At 61.0% G+C, this 22,569-nt stretch carries 28 protein-coding genes; 13 read left to right on the plus strand and 15 right to left on the minus strand.

From position 1 onward, the window contains the following. The first annotated feature begins 101 nt into the window (after positions 1–101). From ACWBU6_RS02165 to ACWBU6_RS02175, 3 genes are all read left to right on the plus strand, one after another. Positions 102–785: a Crp/Fnr family transcriptional regulator gene (locus tag ACWBU6_RS02165; RefSeq protein ID WP_452647244.1), complete on the plus strand. Its 684-nt coding sequence runs from the start codon at positions 102–104 to the stop codon at positions 783–785. 110 nt (positions 786–895) lie between these two features. Beyond that, positions 896–1,894 (plus strand): cyanophycinase, encoded by a 999-nt coding sequence (locus ACWBU6_RS02170; RefSeq protein WP_452647245.1) that lies wholly within the window; start codon positions 896–898, stop codon positions 1,892–1,894. A gap of 78 nt (positions 1,895–1,972) precedes the next feature. Further along, positions 1,973–2,779, plus strand: a complete 807-nt coding sequence (locus tag ACWBU6_RS02175; RefSeq protein ID WP_452647246.1) for a beta/gamma crystallin-related protein — start codon at positions 1,973–1,975, stop codon at positions 2,777–2,779. A gap of 5 nt (positions 2,780–2,784) precedes the next feature. Here the strand turns inward: ACWBU6_RS02175 and ACWBU6_RS02180 are convergent, their stop codons facing one another. Beyond that, entirely contained in the window at positions 2,785–3,156 is a 372-nt protein-coding gene (locus ACWBU6_RS02180) for a DNA polymerase beta superfamily protein (RefSeq protein ID WP_452647247.1), read from the minus strand. After that, positions 3,056–3,559, minus strand: a complete 504-nt coding sequence (locus ACWBU6_RS02185) for a nucleotidyltransferase domain-containing protein (RefSeq protein ID WP_452647248.1) — start codon at positions 3,557–3,559, stop codon at positions 3,056–3,058. Before ACWBU6_RS02185 ends, ACWBU6_RS02180 begins: the two co-directional genes overlap by 101 nt. 58 nt (positions 3,560–3,617) lie before the next feature. Here ACWBU6_RS02185 and ACWBU6_RS02190 point away from each other — a divergent pair, with 58 nt between their 5' ends. The 5 genes from ACWBU6_RS02190 to ACWBU6_RS02210 are packed head-to-tail and all read left to right on the plus strand — an operon-like array spanning position 3,618 to position 7,848. After that, complete coding sequence (locus ACWBU6_RS02190) at positions 3,618–5,408, plus strand: aminopeptidase P family protein (protein ID WP_452647249.1); 1,791 nt, start codon at positions 3,618–3,620, stop codon at positions 5,406–5,408. Beyond that, positions 5,405–5,668, plus strand: coding sequence for a hypothetical protein (locus ACWBU6_RS02195; RefSeq protein WP_452647250.1), 264 nt, complete (start codon positions 5,405–5,407; stop codon positions 5,666–5,668). Before ACWBU6_RS02190 ends, ACWBU6_RS02195 begins: the two co-directional genes overlap by 4 nt. 12 nt (positions 5,669–5,680) lie before the next feature. Beyond that, positions 5,681–6,424, plus strand: a complete 744-nt coding sequence (locus tag ACWBU6_RS02200; protein ID WP_452647251.1) for an MgtC/SapB family protein — start codon at positions 5,681–5,683, stop codon at positions 6,422–6,424. A 9-nt stretch (positions 6,425–6,433) separates the two neighbouring features. Then, complete coding sequence (locus ACWBU6_RS02205) at positions 6,434–7,018, plus strand: DUF924 family protein (RefSeq protein WP_452647252.1); 585 nt, start codon at positions 6,434–6,436, stop codon at positions 7,016–7,018. Then, positions 7,018–7,848, plus strand: a complete 831-nt coding sequence (locus ACWBU6_RS02210; protein WP_452647253.1) for a Rossmann-like and DUF2520 domain-containing protein — start codon at positions 7,018–7,020, stop codon at positions 7,846–7,848. Before ACWBU6_RS02205 ends, ACWBU6_RS02210 begins: the two co-directional genes overlap by 1 nt. A gap of 46 nt (positions 7,849–7,894) precedes the next feature. Here ACWBU6_RS02210 and ACWBU6_RS02215 read toward each other — a convergent pair whose 3' ends face one another. Genes ACWBU6_RS02215 through ACWBU6_RS02225 form a run of 3 tightly spaced genes read right to left on the minus strand, consistent with a single transcriptional unit; the run spans position 7,895 to position 9,624 of the window. Beyond that, positions 7,895–8,419: a peroxiredoxin family protein gene (locus tag ACWBU6_RS02215; RefSeq protein ID WP_452647254.1), complete on the minus strand. Its 525-nt coding sequence runs from the start codon at positions 8,417–8,419 to the stop codon at positions 7,895–7,897. After that, positions 8,416–8,943, minus strand: a complete 528-nt coding sequence (locus ACWBU6_RS02220) for a carboxymuconolactone decarboxylase family protein (protein ID WP_452647255.1) — start codon at positions 8,941–8,943, stop codon at positions 8,416–8,418. Before ACWBU6_RS02220 ends, ACWBU6_RS02215 begins: the two co-directional genes overlap by 4 nt. Positions 8,944–9,003: 60 nt before the next feature. Next, positions 9,004–9,624 carry a MarR family winged helix-turn-helix transcriptional regulator gene (locus tag ACWBU6_RS02225; RefSeq protein ID WP_452647256.1) on the minus strand — a complete coding sequence of 207 codons (621 nt, stop codon included), beginning with the start codon at positions 9,622–9,624 and terminating at the stop codon, positions 9,004–9,006. Between the two features lie 217 nt (positions 9,625–9,841). Between ACWBU6_RS02225 and ACWBU6_RS02230 the strand changes: the two genes are divergently transcribed. Further along, positions 9,842–10,204, plus strand: coding sequence for a hypothetical protein (locus tag ACWBU6_RS02230; protein ID WP_130316215.1), 363 nt, complete (start codon positions 9,842–9,844; stop codon positions 10,202–10,204). Here the strand turns inward: ACWBU6_RS02230 and ACWBU6_RS02235 are convergent. Then, the gene (locus ACWBU6_RS02235) at positions 10,195–10,773 is read right to left on the minus strand and encodes a molybdopterin-dependent oxidoreductase (protein ID WP_452647257.1); all 579 of its coding nucleotides are present in this window, start codon (positions 10,771–10,773) and stop codon (positions 10,195–10,197) included. The genes ACWBU6_RS02230 and ACWBU6_RS02235 overlap by 10 nt on opposite strands. Positions 10,774–10,791: 18 nt before the next feature. On the opposite strand from ACWBU6_RS02235, the gene ACWBU6_RS02240 reads away from it, so the two are divergent. Together ACWBU6_RS02240 and ACWBU6_RS02245 are read left to right on the plus strand one after the other, a co-directional pair. Continuing rightward, on the plus strand, positions 10,792–11,385 hold the full coding sequence (locus ACWBU6_RS02240) for an alpha-ketoglutarate-dependent dioxygenase AlkB family protein (RefSeq protein ID WP_452647258.1): 594 nt from the start codon (positions 10,792–10,794) through the stop codon (positions 11,383–11,385). A gap of 184 nt (positions 11,386–11,569) precedes the next feature. Further along, positions 11,570–12,154 (plus strand): porin family protein, encoded by a 585-nt coding sequence (locus ACWBU6_RS02245; protein ID WP_452647259.1) that lies wholly within the window; start codon positions 11,570–11,572, stop codon positions 12,152–12,154. Between the two features lie 101 nt (positions 12,155–12,255). Here the strand turns inward: ACWBU6_RS02245 and ACWBU6_RS02250 are convergent, their stop codons facing one another. From ACWBU6_RS02250 to rarD, 4 genes are all read right to left on the minus strand, one after another. Continuing rightward, positions 12,256–12,729, minus strand: a complete 474-nt coding sequence (locus ACWBU6_RS02250) for a DUF6265 family protein (RefSeq protein WP_452647260.1) — start codon at positions 12,727–12,729, stop codon at positions 12,256–12,258. Positions 12,730–12,826: 97 nt separating this feature from the next. Further along, entirely contained in the window at positions 12,827–14,494 is a 1,668-nt protein-coding gene (gene ettA, locus ACWBU6_RS02255; RefSeq protein WP_452647261.1) for an energy-dependent translational throttle protein EttA, read from the minus strand. A 107-nt stretch (positions 14,495–14,601) separates the two neighbouring features. After that, on the minus strand, positions 14,602–15,381 hold the full coding sequence (locus ACWBU6_RS02260) for a hypothetical protein (protein ID WP_452647262.1): 780 nt from the start codon (positions 15,379–15,381) through the stop codon (positions 14,602–14,604). 155 nt (positions 15,382–15,536) lie between these two features. Next, positions 15,537–16,412, minus strand: coding sequence for an EamA family transporter RarD (rarD, locus tag ACWBU6_RS02265; RefSeq protein ID WP_452647263.1), 876 nt, complete (start codon positions 16,410–16,412; stop codon positions 15,537–15,539). Between the two features lie 130 nt (positions 16,413–16,542). On the opposite strand from rarD, the gene ACWBU6_RS02270 reads away from it, so the two are divergent. After that, positions 16,543–18,423: a potassium transporter Kup gene (locus tag ACWBU6_RS02270; RefSeq protein WP_452649514.1), complete on the plus strand. Its 1,881-nt coding sequence runs from the start codon at positions 16,543–16,545 to the stop codon at positions 18,421–18,423. A gap of 98 nt (positions 18,424–18,521) precedes the next feature. Beyond that, entirely contained in the window at positions 18,522–19,721 is a 1,200-nt protein-coding gene (locus tag ACWBU6_RS02275) for an FKBP-type peptidyl-prolyl cis-trans isomerase (protein WP_452647264.1), read from the plus strand. Positions 19,722–19,770: 49 nt separating this feature from the next. Here the strand turns inward: ACWBU6_RS02275 and ACWBU6_RS02280 are convergent, their stop codons facing one another. The 5 genes from ACWBU6_RS02280 to ACWBU6_RS02300 form a co-directional block, all read right to left on the minus strand. Further along, entirely contained in the window at positions 19,771–20,223 is a 453-nt protein-coding gene (locus ACWBU6_RS02280; RefSeq protein ID WP_452647265.1) for a GNAT family N-acetyltransferase, read from the minus strand. 42 nt (positions 20,224–20,265) lie between these two features. Beyond that, entirely contained in the window at positions 20,266–20,565 is a 300-nt protein-coding gene (locus tag ACWBU6_RS02285; RefSeq protein WP_452647266.1) for a DUF4148 domain-containing protein, read from the minus strand. A 55-nt stretch (positions 20,566–20,620) separates the two neighbouring features. Beyond that, complete coding sequence (locus tag ACWBU6_RS02290; protein WP_452647267.1) at positions 20,621–21,049, minus strand: organic hydroperoxide resistance protein; 429 nt, start codon at positions 21,047–21,049, stop codon at positions 20,621–20,623. Positions 21,050–21,201: 152 nt separating this feature from the next. Further along, complete coding sequence (locus ACWBU6_RS02295; protein WP_452647268.1) at positions 21,202–21,714, minus strand: thioredoxin family protein; 513 nt, start codon at positions 21,712–21,714, stop codon at positions 21,202–21,204. A gap of 2 nt (positions 21,715–21,716) precedes the next feature. Further along, entirely contained in the window at positions 21,717–22,421 is a 705-nt protein-coding gene (locus tag ACWBU6_RS02300) for a cytochrome c biogenesis CcdA family protein (protein ID WP_452649515.1), read from the minus strand. Positions 22,422–22,569: the final 148 nt, after the last annotated feature.

A 22,569-nucleotide genomic window follows, 5' to 3' on the forward strand; every position in this document is an offset into this window, starting at 1 on the left:
TAGGTGCCTATGGCTTTTTGTGTGATGATATTAGCGTGAGCTATGTCGCAAAGTTGTCATTTCAAAGACAATTCGTCGACTTTTGATGGTGCGACGCAACAATGAAACCAGAACCCAGCCTGATCGAAGCCATACGCAGTTCCACCTGGGCGCCCGTGCTCACAGAGGAGCAACGGGCACGCGTGGAGGCCACCTGCTACGAGGAATTTATCCCCAAGGGCGGCTATGTTTGCCATAAAGGCGAAATTGTCGATAATTGGATCGGCATTATTTCGGGCATGGTGAAAATGAATAATTTTTCGCCAAACGGAAAAAGCGTCACATTTACTGGAGTGCCGCCTGGCGGCTGGTTTGGCGAAGGTTCATTACTCAAGGATGAACGCCGCCGGTATGACGCCATGACCCTGCGCGACAGCCGCATTGCACGCATGCCTGCCGTCACCTTCCACTACCTGCTCGAGAATAGCCTACCCTTCACCCGCTTCCTCTTGATGCAGCTCAACGAACGTTTGGGTCAATTCATCGGCATGGTGGAAAACGAGCGCTTGCTGGACCCGGACACGCGCGTTGCACGGTGCCTGGCGTCACTATTTAATTCTCACCTGTATCCCGGTATTGAACGGCTGGTCCAGATTTCGCAGGAGGAAGTTGGCCTGCTGTCGGGCGCCTCGCGCCAGCGCGCCAACCAGGCCCTGCAAGTCCTCGAAAAGCAGGGCCTGTTGCGTGTGGACTACGGCGGCATTCGTATCCTTGACCTGGAAGGGCTGCGCCGTTTCGAGGCCTAAGCAGAATATCGCCCGTCGCCATTTGCGCACGGACGCTGAAGTAGTGCAGCATTCCCCGCCACCGATGAGTATAATAAGTTTGCATATTTACAACTTCAGCGGAGTTTGCCATGCGTTCACTGCCTGCCCTCTTCCTGTTTGTGATGTTCCTGTGCGCCGCCGCTTCGGCGCAGTCCGCAAAACAATACGAGTTCTATGTGGTGGGCGATCCGGCCAATGTGACGCGGCCGCAACCGGCCCAGCCTGCGCTGGTGCTGATGGGGGGAGGAACCGATGTCGATGACGCCTTCCGCTGGATGATCCAAAAGGCTGGCGGCGGCAATTTCGTGGTGATCCGCGCCAGCGGTACGGATGCTTACAACCCCTACATTTACGCCTTCGGCAATGGGGTAACTTCGGTGGAGACCCTGGTCATTCCCAGCCGCGCGGCAGCCAACGACCCCTTCGTGCTGGAGCGGGTCCGCAATGCCGAGGCGCTGTGGATAGCAGGTGGCGACCAGGCCAATTATTGGGAAGACTGGAAGGACACCCCGCTGCAAGCCGCAATCCAGGGACTGGCCAACAAGAATATCCCGATCGGCGGCACCAGCGCCGGCTTGGCTGTGATGAGCCAGTATGTGTTCAATGCCTTGAACGGGTCGATCACTTCGCCGCAGGCGCTGGCCAACCCATACGACAGGTCGGTCTCGCTCGGGCGCGACTTCCTGGCCCTGTCCGGCATGGGCAATATGATCTCCGATATGCACCTGGACTCGCGGGACCGTATGGGCCGCCTGGTGACCTTCATGGCGCGCATCGTGAACGATGGCTGGACACCCATGACGCACGGCATCGGCATCGATGTCGAAACCGCATTGCTGGTGGAAAGCGGCAACGCCACGCGTGTCGGCAGCGGATCCGCATACTTCCTTAACACCGTCGGGGTGCCGGAAGTCTGCAAGCCGAAGACCCCGCTCACCTATCGCAATGTTGGTGTGCAACGCCTGTCCGGTGCCGGCAGCTTCAGCCTGACCAATTGGGCCAGCTACAACAACGCTACAGTCAACTACCGTATCTCAGCCATTAACGGCGTGTTGAGCTCGACCCAGCCAGGAGGTTCAGCTTACTAAGTAACGCGCGTTCCCGAACAGACCAGCCCCCGCAGCCGGGGGCATGCTGGACGTACCTGATCTGTATCGGAGGACATCATGAACTTTCCAATCAGAACTGCGCTGGCGACTCTTATCGCCCTCTTCAGCGCGCAAGCCTTTGCCCAAATCACGCTTTATCCACGCGAAGGCTGGCGTGGCCGCCCAGTGAATGTCACGCGCTCGATCAACGACCTGCGTAATGCCGGTTTCGACAACCGCGCATCGTCCGCTGTGGTTGAGCGCGGCCGCTGGGAGGTTTGCCCATTGCCCAACTTCCAGGGCGAATGCAGGATTTTGCGGCGGGGCAGCTATGAATCGCTGGAAGGCATGGGACTGGACGACAATATCTCCTCGATCCGCGCGGTGCCGCCACGCCGGCGTGTGGATGAAATGGCATATGCACCTGATCCGGTGCCCCGGCCAAGCTACGAATACCGCATGCGGCCGAGCGAGCGAGTATACGAAGCCCCGATTACTTCCGCCCGCGCTGTGGTCGGTCCGCCCGAACAGCGCTGCTGGGTTGAACGGCAGCAGGTTGATGCCTCGGGCGGCAGCGGCACGGCCGGCGCTATTGCCGGTGCATTGATCGGTGGCGTGCTGGGGCACCAGGTAGGCAGCGGTTCCGGCCGCGATCTTGCGACTGTTGGGGGCGCGATTGCCGGTGCGGCTGTCGGTTCCAACGTTGGGCGCAATACCGGCAACCAGTACGCCCAGAACGTCCAGCGCTGCGAGTCGATTCCGAGCCGTACCCCGCAGTATTGGGACGTGACCTATGATTTCCGCGGTACCGAACACCGTGCCCAGCTCTCGTCGGAGCCGGGCCGCACCATCACGGTTAACCGTGACGGCGTGCCGCGGATGTAGCGGAACTAGCGCTGCTCGGCCAGCGTGGCGTGGAATAGCTGGTTCAGTTCGGCATTGACATCGTTGCTTCGGAAGCGGACCACGTCCGGCCGTTCAAGGCGGATGAGTTCCGCTTCAATAAAGCGGTTCAGGCATGGGACGGGCTCGGACAGTCCCATTTCCGGCGCGGCTTTCTTTTTCTCCAGCAGCGTCGCAATGGCGTCCAGGAGTTGCGCCTCGCCCTCCAGCAAATGCAGTAGTTTGTCAAACTCAATCGGCGCCGGTGTGCCATACCGTTCAAGCCAGCGCACAGCCAACAGTGGGCGCAGCACGTAAAAGTACTTCTTCAGGGGCACCATATCGGCGCGCAAATAGCCGCGATAGTTGGTTTTCGCCATGCTGCGGTAGTGGTAGGTTCGGCAGCAGCGCCCGCGCCCCGTCAGCGAAACCGCCATGCGAACGGTACAGGATCGGCGACTGGATCCACTCCACGAATGCTGGATTCGAACGGCGGAACAAGCGTAGCGCTTTGCGGAGATCCCAGCCGTTGATGTCGATCTCATCGACAATCCTGTATTCGATGACGTCGCGTTTCTCTTCCAGGTCGACCGCAACGTACCAGTCGCGTGGATGCGCGTAAATAAAGCGCACGTCGTAATCGCTATTCGGCGAGGCAAAACCCCAGGCGCGGCTGCCCGATTCTACTGCCAGTAAAACACGCACATTATGTTCGGCTTCCGCAGCCGCGAGCCGGCGCATGATCTCTTCGCGTACATCGTCAGGTATCAATTCTCTCTCCATTGCCGCCTGAAAGCAGCGGCAGCCAGGCATTATGACGCAATCGGGGTATGATTGCGCTATGAAAGACTCGATCCGCACCAGACTTGAATCCATGCGCGCGGCCATGCGCCGCCATCAGGTTGATGCCTGCATGGTCCCTTCCTCCGATCCCCATTTGTCCGAATATTTGCCGGCGCGCTGGCAAGGGCGGGAATGGCTGTCGGGCTTTACCGGCTCGGTCGGTACTTTTATCGTCACGCAGGATTTCGCGGGCGTCTGGACTGACGGCCGTTATTGGACGCAGGCGGAAGCCGAACTGGCCGGAACCGGCATCAAGCTGATGAAAATTTCATCGGGCGCCAGCGTGCAGTATGTGGACTGGCTGGCCGAAACACTGAAGCCAGGCCAGGTGCTGGCGGTAGATGGCGCCGTTCTCGGCCTGTCGATAGCCCGCCTGCTGCAGGCACGCGGCATAGCCATGCGCACCGGCATCGATCTGCTGGAAGAGGTGTGGACCGACCGTCCCGACCTGCCGGATGCGCCAGTCTATGAGCACCAGCGCCCCTACGCGGACAAGACGCGCGCGGCCAAGCTGGCTGCACTGCGGGCCGAAATGGAGCGGCAGGGTGCGACCCACCATATCATCTCGACGCTGGACGATATCGCCTACCTGTTCAATCTGCGCGGTTCGGATGTCAGTTACAACCCGATATTCCTGTCGCACGCACTGGTGGACCAGGAGCGCGCCATGCTGTTTGTCGGTGCGGGAAAGATCGAGCCGGGTCTGGCAGGCCAGCTGGCGGCCGACAGTGTTTTCGTCGAGCCTTATGCAGAGGCGGCGCAGGCGCTGGCTGCGATTCCTGCCGGCAGCACGCTGCTGCTGGACCCGCGCCGCATTACGTTCGGGACGCGGCAGTCGGTGCCCGACAGCGTGAAAGTTATCGAGGCGGTCAACCCGACCACTTTCGCCAAGTCGCGCAAGACCATGCAGGAAGCCGACCATGTGCGCGCAACGATGGAGCAGGATGGCGCCGCCCTGTGTGAGTTCTTCTGCTGGCTCGAACAAACCTTGGCAGATCCGAAGCGTGAACCGCTGACCGAATACGCCATCGGCCAGCACCTGCTGGAAGCGCGCCGCCGCCGTCCGGGCTTCGTCAGCCCTAGCTTCGGCACCATCGCAGGCTTCAACGCCAACGGCGCGATCATGCATTACCGCGCTCCGGCGAAAGGCAGCGCCGTGGTGGAGGGCGACGGCCTGCTGTTGCTCGATTCAGGCGGCCAGTACACCGGCGGCACCACCGACATCACCCGTGTGGTGCCGGTTGGCGCCATCAGCCAGGAGCACAGGCGCGACTTTACCCTGGTACTGAAAGGCATGATGGCGCTGTCTGTCGCCCAGTTCCCGCGCGGTGTGAAGTCGCCGATGCTGGATGCGATCGCACGTGCGCCGCTGTGGGCGGCCGGTATCGACTTCGGCCACGGCACCGGCCACGGCGTCGGCTTCTTCCTCAATGTGCACGAAGGCCCGCAGTCGATTTCGCCGTCAACGCCGCCCGATGCGCATACGGCAATGGAACCCGGCATGATCACCTCCAACGAGCCAGGCATCTATCGTCCCGGAAAATGGGGCATACGCATCGAAAACCTGGTGCTGAACGTGCCTGCTGCGGATTCGGAGTTCGGTGAGTTCCTGCGCTTTGAAACCTTGACCCTGTGCCCGATCGATACGCGCTGCATTGACAGGTCCCTGCTGCGCGAAGACGAGGTGCGCTGGCTGAACGAATACCACGCCATCGTGCGCCGGCGGCTGTCCACGCATGTCAGTGGCGACGCGCTGCGCTGGCTGGAAGAAAGGACGGAGGCGATATGAGCCGCTCCACCAAAGCATCCAACGCGCTGGCCCGTCTGAAAGAGCGCTCCGGCAACCAGTCTTATTCAATGACGATGACCGGCAGCGGCCATTTCTTCCTGACGGAAGGACCAGGCCAGCCGCCGCTCTGTTCGCCGATGGAGCTGGACGACTTTGTGGCCTTCGTCAATGCCCAGGGTCCGCAAAAGGTAAAACGCGTCAGCAAACTCGATGTAGCATTCGAAAAGCAGCTCACAGCCAAGAAAACACCAAAACCATAAAGTGAGGCAGCTATGCCCAGCATAGATTTCCTGCGTGCCTACTGGTCGTCCGGCGAACTGGCGACCAATCTCGTGATCCTGATGAATATCGTTGGTGCGCTCTTGCTTGGCCTGCTGGTCGGCTATGAGCGCTCTTATCACGGGCGAGCGGCGGGCATGCGTACCTATGGGCTGGTGTGCATGGCGTCGGCCGCGCTGACGGTGGTGTGCGGCTATCCCTCGCTGTGGTTCGGCGGCCATATGTCGGACCTGGTGGGTACCGATCCAACGCGCGTGGTGCAAGGCATTGTGACCGGTATCGGCTTCCTTGGCGCCGGCGTCATCATGCGCGAAGGGTTCAATATTTCCGGTCTGACGACGGCGGCATCGATCTGGGCGTCATCGGTCATCGGCGTGGCCGTTGGGCTGGGTTTCTATCTCGGCGCCATGGGGCTGGCTTTCCTGTGCGCGATGTCGATGATCTTCTTGTCCAAGGTCGAGGCGTGGCTGCCGTCGCGCCATGCGATTGCAATCACCATGCGCTTCAAGCCGGGCTTTGAGCCGAAGGAAGACCAGCTGCGCGCCATGGCACTGGAGCGCGGCTACCAGATTGCCGGCGGCTCGCTGACCATCGGCATGGACCAGGGTAAGCTGGAATGGCGCTTTGTCGCGCTGGCATTGAGCAAGCGCAGCGGCTCGCCGCTGTCGCGTATCGCGGAAGAGATGACCCACTACGAAGGCATCGATAGCTTCCAGGTCACCCACGCACGCAATTAGGAGGCAGGTTTGGTCATTCATTCACAAGACGTTCTCGATTTCTGGTTCCTGCCGATTGGCGCAAAGGGGCACAACTTGCAACGCCCCGAGTGGTGGCGCAAGGACGATGCATTTGACCGGGCAATTTTCCAGCAGTTTGGCGACGTGATCGAACAGGGATTGCTGGGCGGGCTGCGGCAATGGGACGACGAGGGCACGCAGGGTACCCTGGCGCGCATCATCGTGCTGGACCAGTTCACGCGCAATGTTTATCGCGGCACGCCGAAAGCCTTTGCCGGCGATGCCCTGGCGCTGGAGGCGGCCAAGGCGCTGGATGATTCCGGCGCCAACCAGACCTTGCCGCCGGCACAGCGGGCGTTTTCGTACATGCCGCTTGAGCATTCGGAGAATTTGTCGATGCAGATGCGTTGCGTGGACCTTTTCGAAATGCTGGCTGCGGATTCGCCGGGCTATGCGGGCATGCTGGATTACGCGAAGAAGCATTACGAGGTGATTCGCCGCTTCGGGCGCTTCCCTCATCGCAACGCCATCCTCGGCCGCGAATCGACGCCGGAGGAGATCGAATTCCTCAAGCAACCGGGGTCAAGTTTCTGATGCGCGGATTGACTGTCGTTGGCGGCGGCCATGTTGGCCGCGTTCTAGGCCGCCTGTTTTCCGCGGCCGGCGTTTTCCTTGTGCAGGATGTGCTGGCACGTTCGGCCGGCAGCGCGGCACAGGCGGCGGCATTCATCGGCGCCGGAAGGGCGCTCGCCGACGTGAGCGCCGTGCGGCCGGCCGATGTCTACATGCTGACCGTCACCGACGACCAGATCGTGCCGGCTTGCGAGGCGCTGGCGGCTGCCGTGCCGTTGCAGGGCGCGGTGGTGTTCCACTGCAGCGGTGCGCTGGCATCCGACCGGCTGCAAGCGGCGCGCGCGGCGGGCGCTTACGTCGCCAGCGTGCATCCGATCCGCAGCTTTGCCGACGTTGATGCGGTGGCGGCGGGATTTGCCGGCACATTCTGCGGCGTGGAAGGCGACCAGCCGGCGCTGGATGTGCTGCTGCCGGCGCTGGCCGCGATCGGGGCCAGGGCGGTGCAGATCGACCCCGCCGCCAAGACGGTGTACCACGCGGCGGCAGTCTTTGCGAGCAATTACCTGGTTACCGTGATCGATGCGGCCTTGCGCGCCTACCAGGCGGCCGGCATTCCGGAAGCCGTGGCGCGCGAGCTGGCGCGACCGCTGGCGCTGGAGTCGATGGAGAATGCCTTCCGCCTGGGCGCTGCGCCCGCGCTCACCGGCCCCGTAGCGCGCGGCGACATGGCGACAGTGCTGCGCCAGCAGGATGCCGTGATGGCATGGGACGCGGAAACTGGCCAGCTCTACCGCGCGCTTGTCCCGCCAACCATCGCGCTGGCCGCGCGCAAGCGGGAAGGGAAGCCCTGACGGGCGCAACGCACGGAGCGCCGCGCACCGCCAGAAGGCTTGGCTGCTATCGGGGCATGGCGCATCCCTCCGCGTCGCAGGCCTGGCCATCGCCGTGCCGCGCGGCGCCCGGGGCGGCTGCCGTTGCCGTGCTGCCCGGCAGCTCGGCCAGCATGCGCCCGATCACTCCTCCCAGCACCATGTCGTCGATGTTCCCGAAATGGTTCAGCCGCAAGCGTCCTTCGCGGTCGAACAACAACAGGCTTGGCGTGCCGCGCAACGCATAGCGCTGCATGGTGGCGGGCACTGGCGAGTCCGGAAGGGGCCTGTCGAGCGCCACCGGGAACGGCAGCCGGTACTCGTGGATAAACACCTCCAGGGCGCGCGGCGTCATCACGTCATGGTGTTCGAAGACGCTATGCAGTCCGATCACTTCCAGCTCAGGAAAAGCCTGGTGCATCTTCACCGCCTGCGGGATGCCATGCGCCACACAGCCGGGACACAGCATCTGGAAGGCGTGCACCGCCACCACTTTGCCTTCGATGGCGGGTGCAGCCCCGTTGAGCCACGCCAAAGCATCGAGCAGCTTCATTTTGCGCGCAGCTTCACGCCAGGGAAATCGACGGGCACCTTGAACGCCACGTTCACATAATTGGTGAACAGGTTCAGTGCCACATGGGCCATGATTTCCACGATTTCCTCATCTCCGAATCCAACCGCACGCAGCTCTTCCACCTGCTCATCCTCGATCCGGGCGCGGTTGCTGACCACCGCTACAGCGAAGCGTAGCGCGGCAGCGGTTTTCGGGTCATGCGATTGGCCGGCCTGCGCCGCGCTCATTTCTTCGGCTGAGGCGCCAGCCTTGCGGCCCAGTGCAGTGTGCGCCGCCAGGCAATATTCGCAATCGTTGCGGTCGGCAATTGCCACGGCAATCTGCTCGCCCAGCTTGGCGCCGAGCTTGCCGTTGCCGAGGGCGCCGAAGCTGCCCCACATGCTCGTTAAAGCGGCCGGCGAATTGGACACCGCCTTGAACATATTCGGGGTAGCGCCAAACGCCTGGTGGATCTGCGCCAGCAGGCCGGTGGAATCGTGGGTATTCAATGGGATGCGCGACATGGTGATGCTCCTCTCAATAAAATAGGAGTCCTAACTATTTAGGACAAAAAAAGGCCGGCCTCATGCGAGGGCCTGCCAATTCTTTACCTGCTGCGCTGGATTGGCCGGCTGGTGGTCCGGACAATCGATGCGCAGCATCGCCACCGACAGCGGCGCGTCGACCAGGCCGCAATGGTGCGGGGCGGTGGCGTCCTGGTGCCGGTCGGGCTGGAAATGTGTACACGACAGGCAGGCGCGCAATTCAGGGAAGCGTTCCGTCTTCTGCAACTGTCCGATTAGCTGTAGCAAGCCGCCCAGCAACTGTTCCTGGGCCTGGAGCGACAGTTGCGCAACGGCCTCATCGGCAAAGCCGGTGGCGCCCGCGATGCGTTGCGCCACCTGCCGGCCGTCCTCGGTAAGATGCAGGTCAGTGGCACGGCCATCGTCCAGTGCACGTGCCTTGCGGACCAGGCCTTTTGCAACCAATGCCGTCACCGAATCGCTGGCGCTGGCGGCTGAAATCGAGAGTTGCCGTGCAAGCCAGGACAAGCGTACGCCCTGCGCGCGGCTGTGCAGCAATTGCAGGATCTCAGCCTGTGCCGGGTTCAGGTTTTCGCTGGTCGCAAATTCCCACATGCCCGAGCGCAGCACGCTGCCGATACGGGAAATGGCGGAAATAATGCGGGTTGAAGTCGTGTCCATGCGCCAAGTATATGGGCAAAATGCAAGATGTCAAGGACTCCTAACTAATCTTCGGTCTTGTAAATCAGCAGTGCAAAAGTATAGTTGAAGAGCAGGTAATGCTTTTTGCCCAGGCTTCTGTTGTGGTGGAGCAAAAAGATAGACCCGGCGAGTGACAAAATTGGCCGTTAGCAATAAGCTTGTCCAACTAAGCCACACACAGTTCTAGGGGAACGCTATGTTATTTTTGAAATCCACGTCGGTCACCAAGGCGCCTGGCATCTACGAAGTGGATATTGCCGCCAAACCGCCTGGCAAGACTTTCGGCGTGTACATGGCAACCGACCCGGATAATCCGCCGACGTCCGTGCTCGAAGCACTCGCTGCGGGCGGCTTCAAGCAAGTGCACAGTTCCGGCTACACGCACAAGGACCGCGGCAAGGTGCTGGACCTGCATTTCCAGAAGGATGGCACGGACTTGTTCAACGGCTGGAAGGCGGAAGAAGCCGAAGCCAATATGGCCATCATCAACAAGATCTTCAGCGACATCGGGGTGGCGATCACCCCGCGCGTGATGTCGCTGGCTGAAGCTTACGCCTGAACCTCAATGTGGTACAGGGCCCAGGGGCAGGTGCTGAAGCGCTCGCCGACGGGCCTGCTTGCCATCTCCGGTACCCGATCCGCATCGTAGAGTGCCCAGAGGGGGCCGAGACCGCCCAGCGCCATCGGCGCGCCATCCAGATGGGTGGCAACGATAAAGCGCTGTGCCCGGGCGCGGGCCAGGGTCACCGCCACCGCATAGCCATCCACTGCCCGCAGGATCAGGTTGCTGTTATTGCCTGTCTGGGCACCAGCGGCCTTCAGGACCTCCACCAGCAGCGGGCCGGACAGGGTGTGCGGCCGGCTGTCGTACTCCAGCGTCGGCTTGATCGTGATCGCCGGCAGGGCCGCCAGCGCAGCGAAATCGAAAGTGAAAGCCTTATCGAAAGTCAGGCGCTGGCGGTGCATCATCTGGTCCGCAACGCGGTCGAAGCTGCCACGGTTCGGCTTGGCAATGGCGCCGGTCACGGTCAGCAGCGTGGGACCCCGCTCGGCCTTGGGAGCAGCGGCGCCCAGTGAAGGAAGGGCGCCGGCCGCTGCCACGGCGCCGAGGAATTGACGTTTGTCCATTGCTATATGATAACGCCTATGGACCTGTTTTCCGCTCAAGCCGAGTTATTGCCCATCCCGATCGAAGACGGCGAGCTGTATTTCATGCAACAGCTCCCGCTGGCTGTGAATAACGCGCAAGTTATGCAGCGCTTGCTCGGCGAAACGGCGTGGAAGGCAGAGACCATTTTCCTGTTTGGGCGCGAAGTGGCGCAACCGCGCCTGAGTGCCTGGTATGGCGAGAAAAACTATACCTATTCCGGCCGTACCTTCAAGCCGCTGCCTTTCACCCCGCTGCAGCTTGACATCAAGCGCGCCGTCGAGGCGGTGAGCGGCAAGCGCTTCAACAGCGTGCTGCTGAACTACTACCGCAATGAGCAGGACAGCATGGGCTTCCACAGCGACGATGAGCCGGAATTGGGGCCGCTACCGGCTATCGCATCCGTCAGCTTCGGTGCGACGCGCACCTTCATCCTCAAACATAAGAAGCAGCCCAAAACCGTCAAGATCGACCTGAGCGACGGCAGCCTGTTGTTGATGGCTGGAAAACTCCAGCACTGCTGGCGGCATGGCATCAATAAAGAGCGCAAACCCTGCGGTCCGCGCATCAACCTGACATTTAGGCTTATCTGAGTCCAAATTCGGTCATTTTGGGTTGAACATTGGTAATTCAAGGTTGCTTACAAATTCACACAATTCTTACCAGTTCGTCTCCCCCTTGAACTTTTGGCAGTGTTATCGTGCTTTCCATCGCACTTCCACAGCCGAAGCGCGATCCCAGGCAAGTCCGACTTACTTTTGCTGAAAGATCACGAACATGAAAAAAATCGCACTCGCACTCATCACTTCCGCCGTTGCCCTGAGCGCGGCGTCCGTCCAGGCCCAGGAACTGAAGCCGTACATCGGCGCCGGCGTTGTGGCGAACTCGAACAAATACACCCTGCCGAACGACACCACTGACGGTGACAAGAAAACCACCGAGTACGGTGGCAAGATCTTCGGTGGCGTGCAGATCGACAAGACCTGGGGTGTGGAAGCCGGTTATGTAGATTTCGGTAAGCAGTCGTACAACTACACCACTGGCGCCGGCGCCGGCAGCATCGAAAGCAAGGCCAAGTCCTTCTACCTGGCCGGCAAGGGCACCTTCCCGATCAACCAGCAGGTTTCGCTGACCGGCAAGCTGGGCCTGGCCCACAACAAGAATGACGTGAATGCCACCGGCCTGGCTGCCGCGTATAACGGCGATAGCAGCCGTAACGCGCTGTACGCCTCGGTTGGCGCTGAATACGCCTTCACCGAGAAGGTGTCGGGCGTGCTGGAGTACGAACACTTCGGCAAGAACGATATCGACCAGGGCCGCCGCAAAGGCGCGGTCAACCTGGGCGTGAAGGCCAGCTTCTGAGCCGAGGGGGAGGGCAGTTCAGCTGCTTCCCCCCGCAAAGTCCCGATCGAGGCCGGGCGCGACAACGGCAGCTTTGCGCTGCCAATGTCCTTGTGCCCGCCTCACCCTCCATTTGGACATTGCGTCCGCCGCATGGGGTAGTCAAAGGTCTTGTCCTTGCCTTTTGAGACGCCTTCGATGCGCGCCTTGATGCCATCGGCGCCATCGCGCTTGTAAACGATCCGCTGCGGGAAGTCGTGCTGCGGGTTTTCAAACACCACTTCTCCGTCACCGACCGATTTGATCGGGAAGGCCGCTTCCGCTTGCCGGCTCGGCTTGGCCACATAGGCCCAGATGCCCGGCTCGGTTTCCCGGATCATCGTGTGTTCCCACTCGACTGTCTTGCCGTTTTTCACCGTGCGGGCGACGCCCAGCATGGTGCCGCCGGCGGGCAGGGTCCACATTTCCATGGAACCCTGCTCGGCGCCGGTGTGCGACCAGCAGCCGGCCAGCCAGCTCAGTTTGTCGATCGGGGCCTCGTGCGCAACGGCACCTGCGCTGGCTAACACCAGTCCACATAGGAATTGCTTACGCATTTTGGCTCCTTCTTAAACCGATAACAGGCGCACAACCAGCTACGCGGCGTTGGCATACTCGGGCCAGACCCTTGGGTCTGACCCTGCGTTGCCGGGTTTAGCCGTGCAGCGGCTTATAACGAATACGCTTCGGCTTCGCGCCCTCTTCACCCAGACGCTTCTTCTTGTCGGCTTCGTATTCCTGGTAGTTACCCGCAAAGAAGGTCACCTGGGAATCGCCCTCGAAGGCCAGGATGTGGGTCGCAATACGGTCCAGGAACCAGCGGTCGTGGGAAATCACCATCACGGAGCCGGCGAATTCCAGCAAGGCATCTTCCAGCGCACGCAGGGTTTCCACGTCCAGGTCGTTGGACGGTTCGTCCAGCAGCAGGACGTTACCGCCCATCAGCAGGGTCTTGGCCAAATGCAGTCGGCCACGTTCACCGCCGGACAGGTTGCCAACGATTTTCTGCTGGTCAGAGCCCTTGAAGTTGAAACGGCCCACATAAGCGCGCGACGGCATCTCGAAACGGCCCACGCTCAGGATGTCGGCACCGCCGGACACTGCCTCGAACACGGTCTTTTCGTTATCCAGTTTGTCGCGGCTCTGGTCCACCAGCGAAATCTTGGCGGTCTTGCCGATTGCTACTTCGCCGCTGTCAGGCTGTTCGATCCCCGCGATCATCTTGAACAGGGTCGACTTGCCGGCGCCGTTCGGGCCGATGATGCCGACGATCGCACCCGGTGGAATGATGAAGGACAGGTTGTCGATCAGCAGGCGGTCGCCAAACGATTTGCTGACGTTCTTGAACTCGATCACATCGTTGCCCAGGCGTTCGGCCACAGGGATGAAGATCTCCTGGGTCTCGTTGCGCTTCTGGTATTCGTATTCGCTCAGTTCATTGAAGCGCGCCATACGGGCCTTGGACTTGGCCTGGCGCGCCTTCGGGTTCTGGCGCGACCATTCCAGTTCCTTCTGCAGCGCCTTCTGGCGCGCGGACTCGGTGGCTTCCTCCTGTTTCAGGCGGGCCTGCTTCTGGTCCAGCCAGGAAGAGTAATTGCCTTTCCATGGGATGCCGTGGCCGCGGTCCAGTTCCAGGATCCATTCGGCGGCGTTATCGAGGAAGTAGCGGTCGTGGGTAATGCCCACCACGGTGCCCGGGAAGCGCACCAGGAACTGTTCCAGCCATTCCACCGATTCTGCATCCAGGTGGTTGGTCGGTTCGTCGAGCAGCAGCATGTCTGGCTTCGACAGCAGCAGTTTGCACAGCGCCACGCGGCGCTTCTCACCACCGGACAGCACGCCGATCTTCTGTTCCCAAGGCGGCAGGCGCAGCGCGTCGGCTGCCATCTCCAGCTGCAGGTTCAGGTTGCCGCCGTCGGCAGCAGCGATGATCGATTCCAGGCGCTCCTGTTCCTTGGCCAGGGCGTCGAAGTCGGCGTCCGGTTCAGCGTAGGCGGCGTATACCGCTTCCAGCAGGGCTTGCGCGTTGAAGGCTTCGCCCAGGCCGGATTCCACTTCCTGGCGGACGGTTTTTTCAGGATCGAGTTGCGGTTCCTGTGGCAGGTAACCGATGTTCAGGCCCGGCATCGGGCGTGCTTCGCCCTGGATGTCGGTGTCGATGCCCGCCATGATCTTCAGCAGGGACGATTTGCCGGAGCCGTTCAGGCCCAGCACGCCGATCTTGGCGCCCGGGAAGAAGGAGAGCGAAATATCCTTCAGAATCTGGCGTTTCGGTGGGACGATTTTGCCCACGCGGTTCATGGTATAGACGTAATTGGCCACGGTATGTGTTCTTGTCGGTTCGTAAAGGCGCTAGTTTAGCGCATTGTGGTGGCGCATAAAAAAAGACCCGGCAAGTGCCGGGTCCTTTTGCGCGCAAGTGCAGCTGCTTATGCTTTGCGGCGGCGCACCGTGGCCAGCGCCGCCAGGCCCAGGCCGGTCAGCAGCAGGCTGGTTGGCAGTGGCACGTCGGTTGGAGGGACCGGTACGTTGGCCAGCAAATCCAGGCGCAGGCTGTCGACGTTGAACTGTCCGCGGCTGCCCCAGATCGACAGGCCCAGGACGCCATCCTTCATGATATCGGCCAGTGCTTTGCTGTCCAGGTTCAGGGTGACGCTCAGGGCGCCGCTGTAGGAACCATAATAGTCATCTGCGGTAGTGTTGTAGATATCCCAGCCCCAGCGCGCGCTGCCATCCCTGTCATCTTCGGTGGTCTTGTAGCCGGTATAGCTTTGCTGCCACGCGGTCGTGTCGCTGCCGTCGGCATCGCCGACCGACACCCTCATCGTGTCGGCAACGAAGTCGTAGTGATACCGGTGGCCGGTCCGGTTATACACGTAGTCGGTTACGCTGCAGCCGCCGTGCTTGCAGGCGCCCGAGTTGTAGTGGGAGCTGGTGCCCGAATATGCGTAGCGGCCCAAATCGCTGTAGTTGAATTTGTATTCTGCGGCCGAGTGCCCGAGCACAGTCAACTGGCCCAGGGCGATGGCGTTGCTGCTCAGGCCATTGCTTGCCAGCAGGTCGTTGATATTGACTTCGAACGCCTTGCCGGCGCCCGATACCAGATGGTTGCCCGCATTGACAGTCTTGCTTAGCGACATTGGCAGGGCGTGGACGTTAGCAGCGCAGAGCAATGCGGCGATACCTGCCAATAACTTTTTGCTTACCATGTGGAATTCTCCCGAGTTAATCCACGCTGATAAAGCAAGCATTGTGCCTAGCACTTGCCGCTGCTTTCCAGGTCCTTGATTTTTAAAGGGTAATTTCTATTGGATGTAGGAAAATTAAGTTATCAAAGAGATAACCATGTAAAATTTTCCGACACTCAACTCGCCTTTCTGCTGGTTAACCACCCTTCGAGCATATAGATGGCCAAGGCGCTCCAGATAAGCAGGAAGCCCACCAGCCTGGTCGAGGAAAATGCTTCATGGAATACCCACACGCCCAGCAGCATTTGCAGCGATGGCGACATGTATTGCAGCATGCCCAGCACCGACATCGGTATACGGCGCGCGCCTGCCGCAAACAGCAGCAACGGGATAGCGGTGGTTGGGCCGGCCGCCGCCAGCAACCAGCGCGTACTGTCCGATTCCGCATTCAGGAATACGCTCTGGCCGTTGTATACCAGCCAGCCGAGGTAGGCCACCGCCAGCGGGAACAGGATCAGGGTCTCGAAAGACAAGCCTTCCAGCGCCGCCAGCGCCGCCGTCTTGCGCAGCAAGCCATACGCGCCAAAGCTCAGGGCCAGCACCAGCGCGATATAGGGCACCTGCCCAGCCTGCCAGGTCAGCCAGGCCACGCCGGTGGCGGCGACGCCGATGGCGATCCACTGGCCGCGGCGCAGTTTTTCCTTCAGCACCAGCATGCCCAGCAGTACGTTCACCAGCGGGTTGATGAAGTAACCCAGGCTGGCATCCACCACATGGCCGTTGTTCACGGCCCAGATATAGACAAACCAGTTTGCGCTCAGCAGGAAAGCGCTGGCCACGAAACTGGCCACCACCCTGGGCTGGCGCAGCACTTGCGGCAGCCATTTCCATTGCCTGCGCACCAGCAGCACCAGCATCAGGAACAGCAGCGACCAAGCCATGCGATGCGCCAGGATCTCGGACGCCGGCACATTCTTAATTGCGTGAAAATACAGCGGGAACAATCCCCAGGACAGGAAAGCGCCTGCGGCGTACAGCATGCCGGTATTCATGAGAGCGATGATTTTCTTTGCGTAAAGATGGAAAATAGCACATCCGCCAAGTTTTCACCGGCGGCTGAAAAACTTGCAAAAGGCCTATAGTTGGCCTATTGTGCGATGCACCAAAACCAATTTGGGTGAAATCTTGTCACTACATAAGAAAAGCAGCGTTGCTGCGCTGACGCTGGCCGCGATCGGCATCGTATACGGCGATATCGGTACCAGCCCCCTCTATACCCTCAAAACCGTCTTCCACCCCACCCACGGGTTAGTGCTCAACCAAGCCAATTTGCTGGGCATCATTTCCCTGATCTTCTGGAGCCTGACGCTGATCGTGTCGCTGAAGTACGTCAGCCTGGTGCTGCGCGCCGACAACCGCGGCGAGGGCGGCATCATGGCCCTGATGGCCTTGGCGCTGAATTCCGTGCACAAGGCTGCCCCGAAAGCGCACTTTCCGCTGCTGCTGATCGGCACCTTTGGCGCCACCATGTTCTATGGCGACTCCGTCATCACCCCGGCCATTTCCGTGCTGGGCGCGATCGAGGGCCTGGAAGTCGCCGCCCCAGGCCTGGCGCATTACGTCGTGCCGCTGACGATTGTGGTGCTGGTCACGTTGTACTCCGTGCAGCGCCACGGCACGGCCGGCATCGGCCGTTTCTTCGGGCCGGTCATGACGATCTGGTTTGCCGTGCTGGCGGCCATGGGGGTCGTGAATATCGTCGAAACCCCGGCCATCCTCGCGGCGCTGAATCCTTACCATGCCATCATCTTCATGCGCGACAATGGCTTCATCGCCTTCGTCGCGCTGGGCGCCGTGGTGCTGGCGATCACCGGTGCCGAGGCGCTGTACGCCGATATGGGCCATTTCGGCAAGCGCCCGATCCGCATGGCATGGTTCTGGGTCGCCTTCCCGGCCCTGGTGCTGAACTACTTCGGCCAGGGTGCGCTGCTGATCCGCAACCCGGAGGCGATCGCCAACCCGTTCTATAACCAGCTGGGCGCCTGGAGCGTCTACCCGCTGGTGGTGCTGTCCACTGCCGCGGCAGTGATCGCATCGCAGGCAACCATTTCCGGCACCTTCTCGATGACCAAGCAAGCTATTGCGCTGGGCATGCTGCCGCGCATGCGCGTGCAGCACACTTCGGAAAGCGAGATCGGCCAGATTTACATTCCAGTGGTGAACTGGCTGCAGCTGATCGTGGTGCTGATCGCTGTCATCGGTTTCCAGAACTCGGACGACCTGGCAGGCGCCTACGGTATCGCCGTGACCGCGACCATGCTGGCGACGACCATCCTGACCTTCTTCGTGATCCGCTACCGCTGGCACCTGCCGCTGCTGCTGTGCTTTGCCGCGACCGGCTTCTTCATCGTGATCGACATCATGCTGTTCTCGTCGTCGGCCCTGAAGCTGTTCCACGGCGGCTGGTTCCCGCTGCTGCTCGGTACCGCGCTGTTTACGACCATGCTGACCTGGCGCACCGGCCGTGAGCTGGTGTTCAAGAACCTGGAAAAGCACGCCATCCCGCTGGAAGATTTCCTGAACTCCCTGTTCATGGCGCCGCCGACGCGCGTGCCGGGTACGGCAGTGTTCCTGCGCGGCGAAAGCGATGGCGTACCGCACGCGCTGCTGCACAACCTGTCGCACAACAAGGTGCTGCATGAGCGCGTGGTGTTCTTCACCGTGCACATTGTGGAAGAACCCTATGTGCCGGCCGAGGAGCAGGTGCGCGTCACAGCGCTGGGCCACGAGTGCTACCAGTTGAATATCAGTTACGGCTTCAAGGATGAGCCGGATGTGCCGGCCATCATGGCCCTGTGCGAGGAAAAAGGCCTCAAGTTCGAGATGATGGAAACGTCCTTCTTCATCGCGCGCCAGACCGTGATTTCGTCGCCGGGCGCCGGCATGGCGCCCTGGCGCGAGCACCTGTTCGTGGCCATGTCGCGCAATGCGCGCGCCGCAGCCGACTACTACCAGATCCCGCCAAACCGTGTCATCGAGCTCGGCACACAAGTGGAAATTTAATTTGTAACGGAAGTTGCGTCGTATGGAGGGGGAATTAACGGTCTGCTAAACTTCTGCTCCGTTATCCCCGACTCATTTGACGAATAGGCAAGATTGAAATGAAGAACTCGATGTTCAAGGCAATCGCCATCCTGGCTTGCGCCGCGGCGCTGACGGCCTGCGGCGGTGGTTCCAATAACGAACCGACCACTCCCCTGCCGCCGCAGCCTTCCTATAGCTTGGCGACAACTGAAGTCGTCGGGACTGGCGAGGCATCCGTGGCAAACGGTGACCTCGTGTCTTTTTATGCTGCGGGCTTCCTGTACGACGAGACCAAGCCTGGTAAGAAAGGCGACCAGTTCTTGTTTGCGCGCGCCGGAGCGCCGCAAGTGGCCACCGTTGGCGTCGGTGCGCTGATCCCCGGCGTTGACCAGGGCCTGGTCGGCATGAAAGTGAACGGCAAACGCACCTGGCTGATTCCTGCAAACATGGCGTTCGGTCCTGCGGGTTTTACCGACGCGAGCGGGAAAGTGCAAGTGCCAGCCAATACCGCCGTGGTTTACGAGCTCGAGGTGGTGGCGTTTACCACGCTGTCGCTGGTTCCCAAGATTGACACCGTAATCGGCACCGGCGCCATCGCCGCGACCAGGAACCTGGTGACGATCAACTATACCGGCTACCTGCACGACGAGAGCAAGACCGATAAAAAAGGCGCACAATTCGAAACCTCCACGGCGCCGTTTTCATTCCTGCTGAATGTCGATAGCCGCATCCAGGGATGGGACCTGGGCATTCTTGGCATGAAGGTGGGCGGCAAGCGCACGCTGCTCGTTCCTGCCAATATGGCATGGGGCAAGGATGGCCGCAAAGACAACGCCGGGAATGTCATTGTGCCGCCAAATACCGCCGTGGTTTACGACATCGAACTGACTGCGGTCAATGCTTCGCCACCTGCCCAGACCACCCAGCCTGCATTCAAGATCACCGACGATGTGACGGGCACAGGCACCCTGGCCGCCGCCAAAGGCCACACCCTGTCCGTGCAATACAGCGGCTACCTGTACAACGATAGCGTGACCGACAAAAAGGGGCTGCGATTCGATACCTCGCGCATCACCGGCACTCCGCTCTCGGTCAAGCTGGGCGACAATAAAGTCATCCAGGGTTGGGAGACGGGCCTGATTGGCGTCAAAGCGGGCGGCAAACGCACCCTGATCATCCCGGCCGACCAGGCCTATGGCAACAGTTCGCAGGGCAGCATTCCGGCAAACGCCCCCTTGATCTTCGAGATCGAAGTGATTTCCGTCACTGCTCCTTGAGCAGGCGGGAGCCCTAAAAAGAAACGGCCTGCGGGCCGTTTTTTTTTGCTCAGCGCAGCATCTCCAGGTGTGGAATGCCGTCCTCGTCATAGGGTTCGCCCACCGCCCGGAAGCCGAAACTGCCGTAGAACTTCTCCAGGTGGGCCTGGGCGCCGATGCGTATACGATGACCGGGATGCAGCGCTTCGGCGTAGCGGATCCCTTCGGCGATCAACTGGCGGCCCGCGCCGCTGCCGCGTGCAGCCTGCGTCGTCAGCACGCGGCCCAGCGACATTTCAGGATATTTGATGCCCGGCGCGATGCAGCGCAGGTAAGCGGCCAGCGTGCGCTTACCTTCCACGGTTTGCCAACCGAGCAGGTGGTGAGCCGCTTCATCGTAGCCGTCCATATCGGAGTAAAAACACTGCTGTTCGATCACGAAGACCTCTTGCCGCTGCCGCAGCAGCTCGTACAGGTCTGCGTTGGGAATGCTGTTGAAGTCCAGCCACTGCCATTCAATCATTGGTCGCCTCGCTTGATAGGGAGGCGACCATTTTATGCCAGCTTACTGCTCGATGCGTATCTCGCCATTCCGGAGGGCAGCGGCCAGCTCGGCCTTCACCTGGGCGCGGGTTTTGCCGCGGGTCGGGGAGGCAAAGTCCAGCGGATACAGCTCGCCGTTCAGGATCTCGCCGCGGCGCAGGGCGGCGATGGTCTCCGCCTTGACTTCCGCGCGGGTCTTGGTCGAGACGAAATTGGTGTCGGCCTGGTAGCCTTCGCCGCTGCCGGTAGCGGGCGGCGTTGCCTGGGCGGCAGTGGAGAGAGCCAGGGCGGCGGAAGCGATGATGGTGGCAAATGCTTTCATGATATTTCTCCTCTTAGGTGGGCCCGGCTGCCGTTGCCGCCGGGCACTTGCTTGCTTATACGATGGTCAGGGTGACGTCGATGTTGCCGCGTGTCGCGTTCGAGTACGGGCAGACGATGTGGGCGGCGTTCACCAGTTTTTCTGCGGTGGCGCGGTCCACGCCTGGCAGCGAGATCTTCAACTCCACTTCGATGCCGAAGCCGGTCTCGATCGGGCCGATACCGACGGTGGCGTTGATCGACGCGTCAGCCGGTACGGCGATCTTGTCGCGGCCGCCAACGAACTTCAGGGCGCCAATGAAGCAGGCCGAGTAGCCGGCGGCAAAAAGCTGCTCCGGATTGGTACCGAAGACGCCATTGCCGCCCAGTTCTTTTGGCGTGGTCAGCTTGACGTCCAGGGCGCTGTCGCTGGAGGTGGATTTGCCCTCGCGGCCGCCGGTGGAAGTTGCGTTTGCGCGGTACAGGATGTTGGAGATCTTTGCCATGATGGTTTTCCTTTTCGTGAGTAGTGAGCGATTAACTAGCGTGCTATTTGTTTCCAGTTTCCGGGGCCTGGTTTGCTGCCCATGTGCACACTATAGATAGTGTGCGATTTAATTGCAAGCTATTTTTGAAAAATTTTTCGCTCATCGTCGACTCACTCGGTTTGTGCCAGCAGTTGCTGGATCCGCGCTTCGGTTTGCTCGTACCGGCCTTCACCGAAGTGGGTGTACACTACCTGGCCCTTCTTGTTGACAAGATAGAAAGCCGGCCAGTAGCGGTTGTTGTACGCGTTCCAGGTGGCGTAGCGGTTGTCCTGGGCGACTGGATAGCGTATATCGAAACGCTTCAACGCGGTGCGTACATTCTCGGTCTTGCGCTCGAAAGCGTATTCCGGCGTATGGACGCCGACCACGACCAAGCCCTTGTCCTTGTACTTGTCGTGCCACTTCACGACATGCGACAGGGTGTTGATACAGTTTATGCAGTCGTAGGTCCAGAAATCAACCAGTATCACCTTGCCACGCAGTTGCTTCATCGTGAGCGGCTCGCTGTTCAGCCATTGGGTGATGCCGCTGAATTCGGGGGCTTCGAACGGGGCCGTTGCCGCACTGGCGCTGGCGCCGACCAGGGTAGCCGCGGCAGCCAGGAATTTCAGGTAGTTCTTCATATTCACAGTCCTTTCAGGGTTGGGAGGTGTTGGGCGGCCCAGGAATAGGCCAGGACGTCGTATTGCAGATAAATCGCGATGGCGGTGGCCAGCACCAGCACGCCGAACACTTGCTGCAGGCGTTGGGCATGGCGCGCCACCGAACGCACGCGCTGGGTGGCGTACTGGCCGCCGTAAATAATGCCGAGCATTGGCAACGCAGCGCCGATGGCATACAGCGTGAGCAGCAGGGCGGACCAGGCCGGGTCTTGCGCCTTCACCACCAGCACCAGGATGGAAGCGAGCACCGGCCCGGCGCACGGTGTCCAGACCGCACCCAGCGAGACGCCGAGCAGGAAGGCACCGCCGTTGCTGCCATCGTCCTGGCGCGGGGCGGCGGCGCTGCCTCCGCGGCCCGGCAGGCGTGCGATCAGCCACGCATATGGCGCCGGCCACACGCGGAACAGGCCGGACAGGGCAAGCAGGGCGATAGCGGTATTGCGCAGCGCTTCCTGCGCCACGTCAACGGTGGCCGAGACCACGCCCAGCAGCATGGCGAAGCTGGCAAAGCTCAGGATGAAGCCGGCCACGATGAACAGCGGCCGGCTGCGCTTGCGCTGGTTGACGCCGGAGCCCAGCAGGATGGGCAGCATCGGCAGCACGCAGGGCGAGGCGATGGTCAGCAGCCCTGCCAGGAAGGCCAGGGGAGTGTCGAGCGGGTTGGTCATGGTCGGCTCCGTGTTTTGGAATGACTCCATTGGACCGCCTGCAGGTATCCGGCATATTTCGCCGCCCCCCCTCCTGTGCAATGTATTGTGTACCTGGTCCGGCTGTACACACTGGGATACAAATCTCCCCCGGGCATTGGGTATCATG

The organism is Pseudoduganella sp. HUAS MS19, from assembly GCF_053615455.1.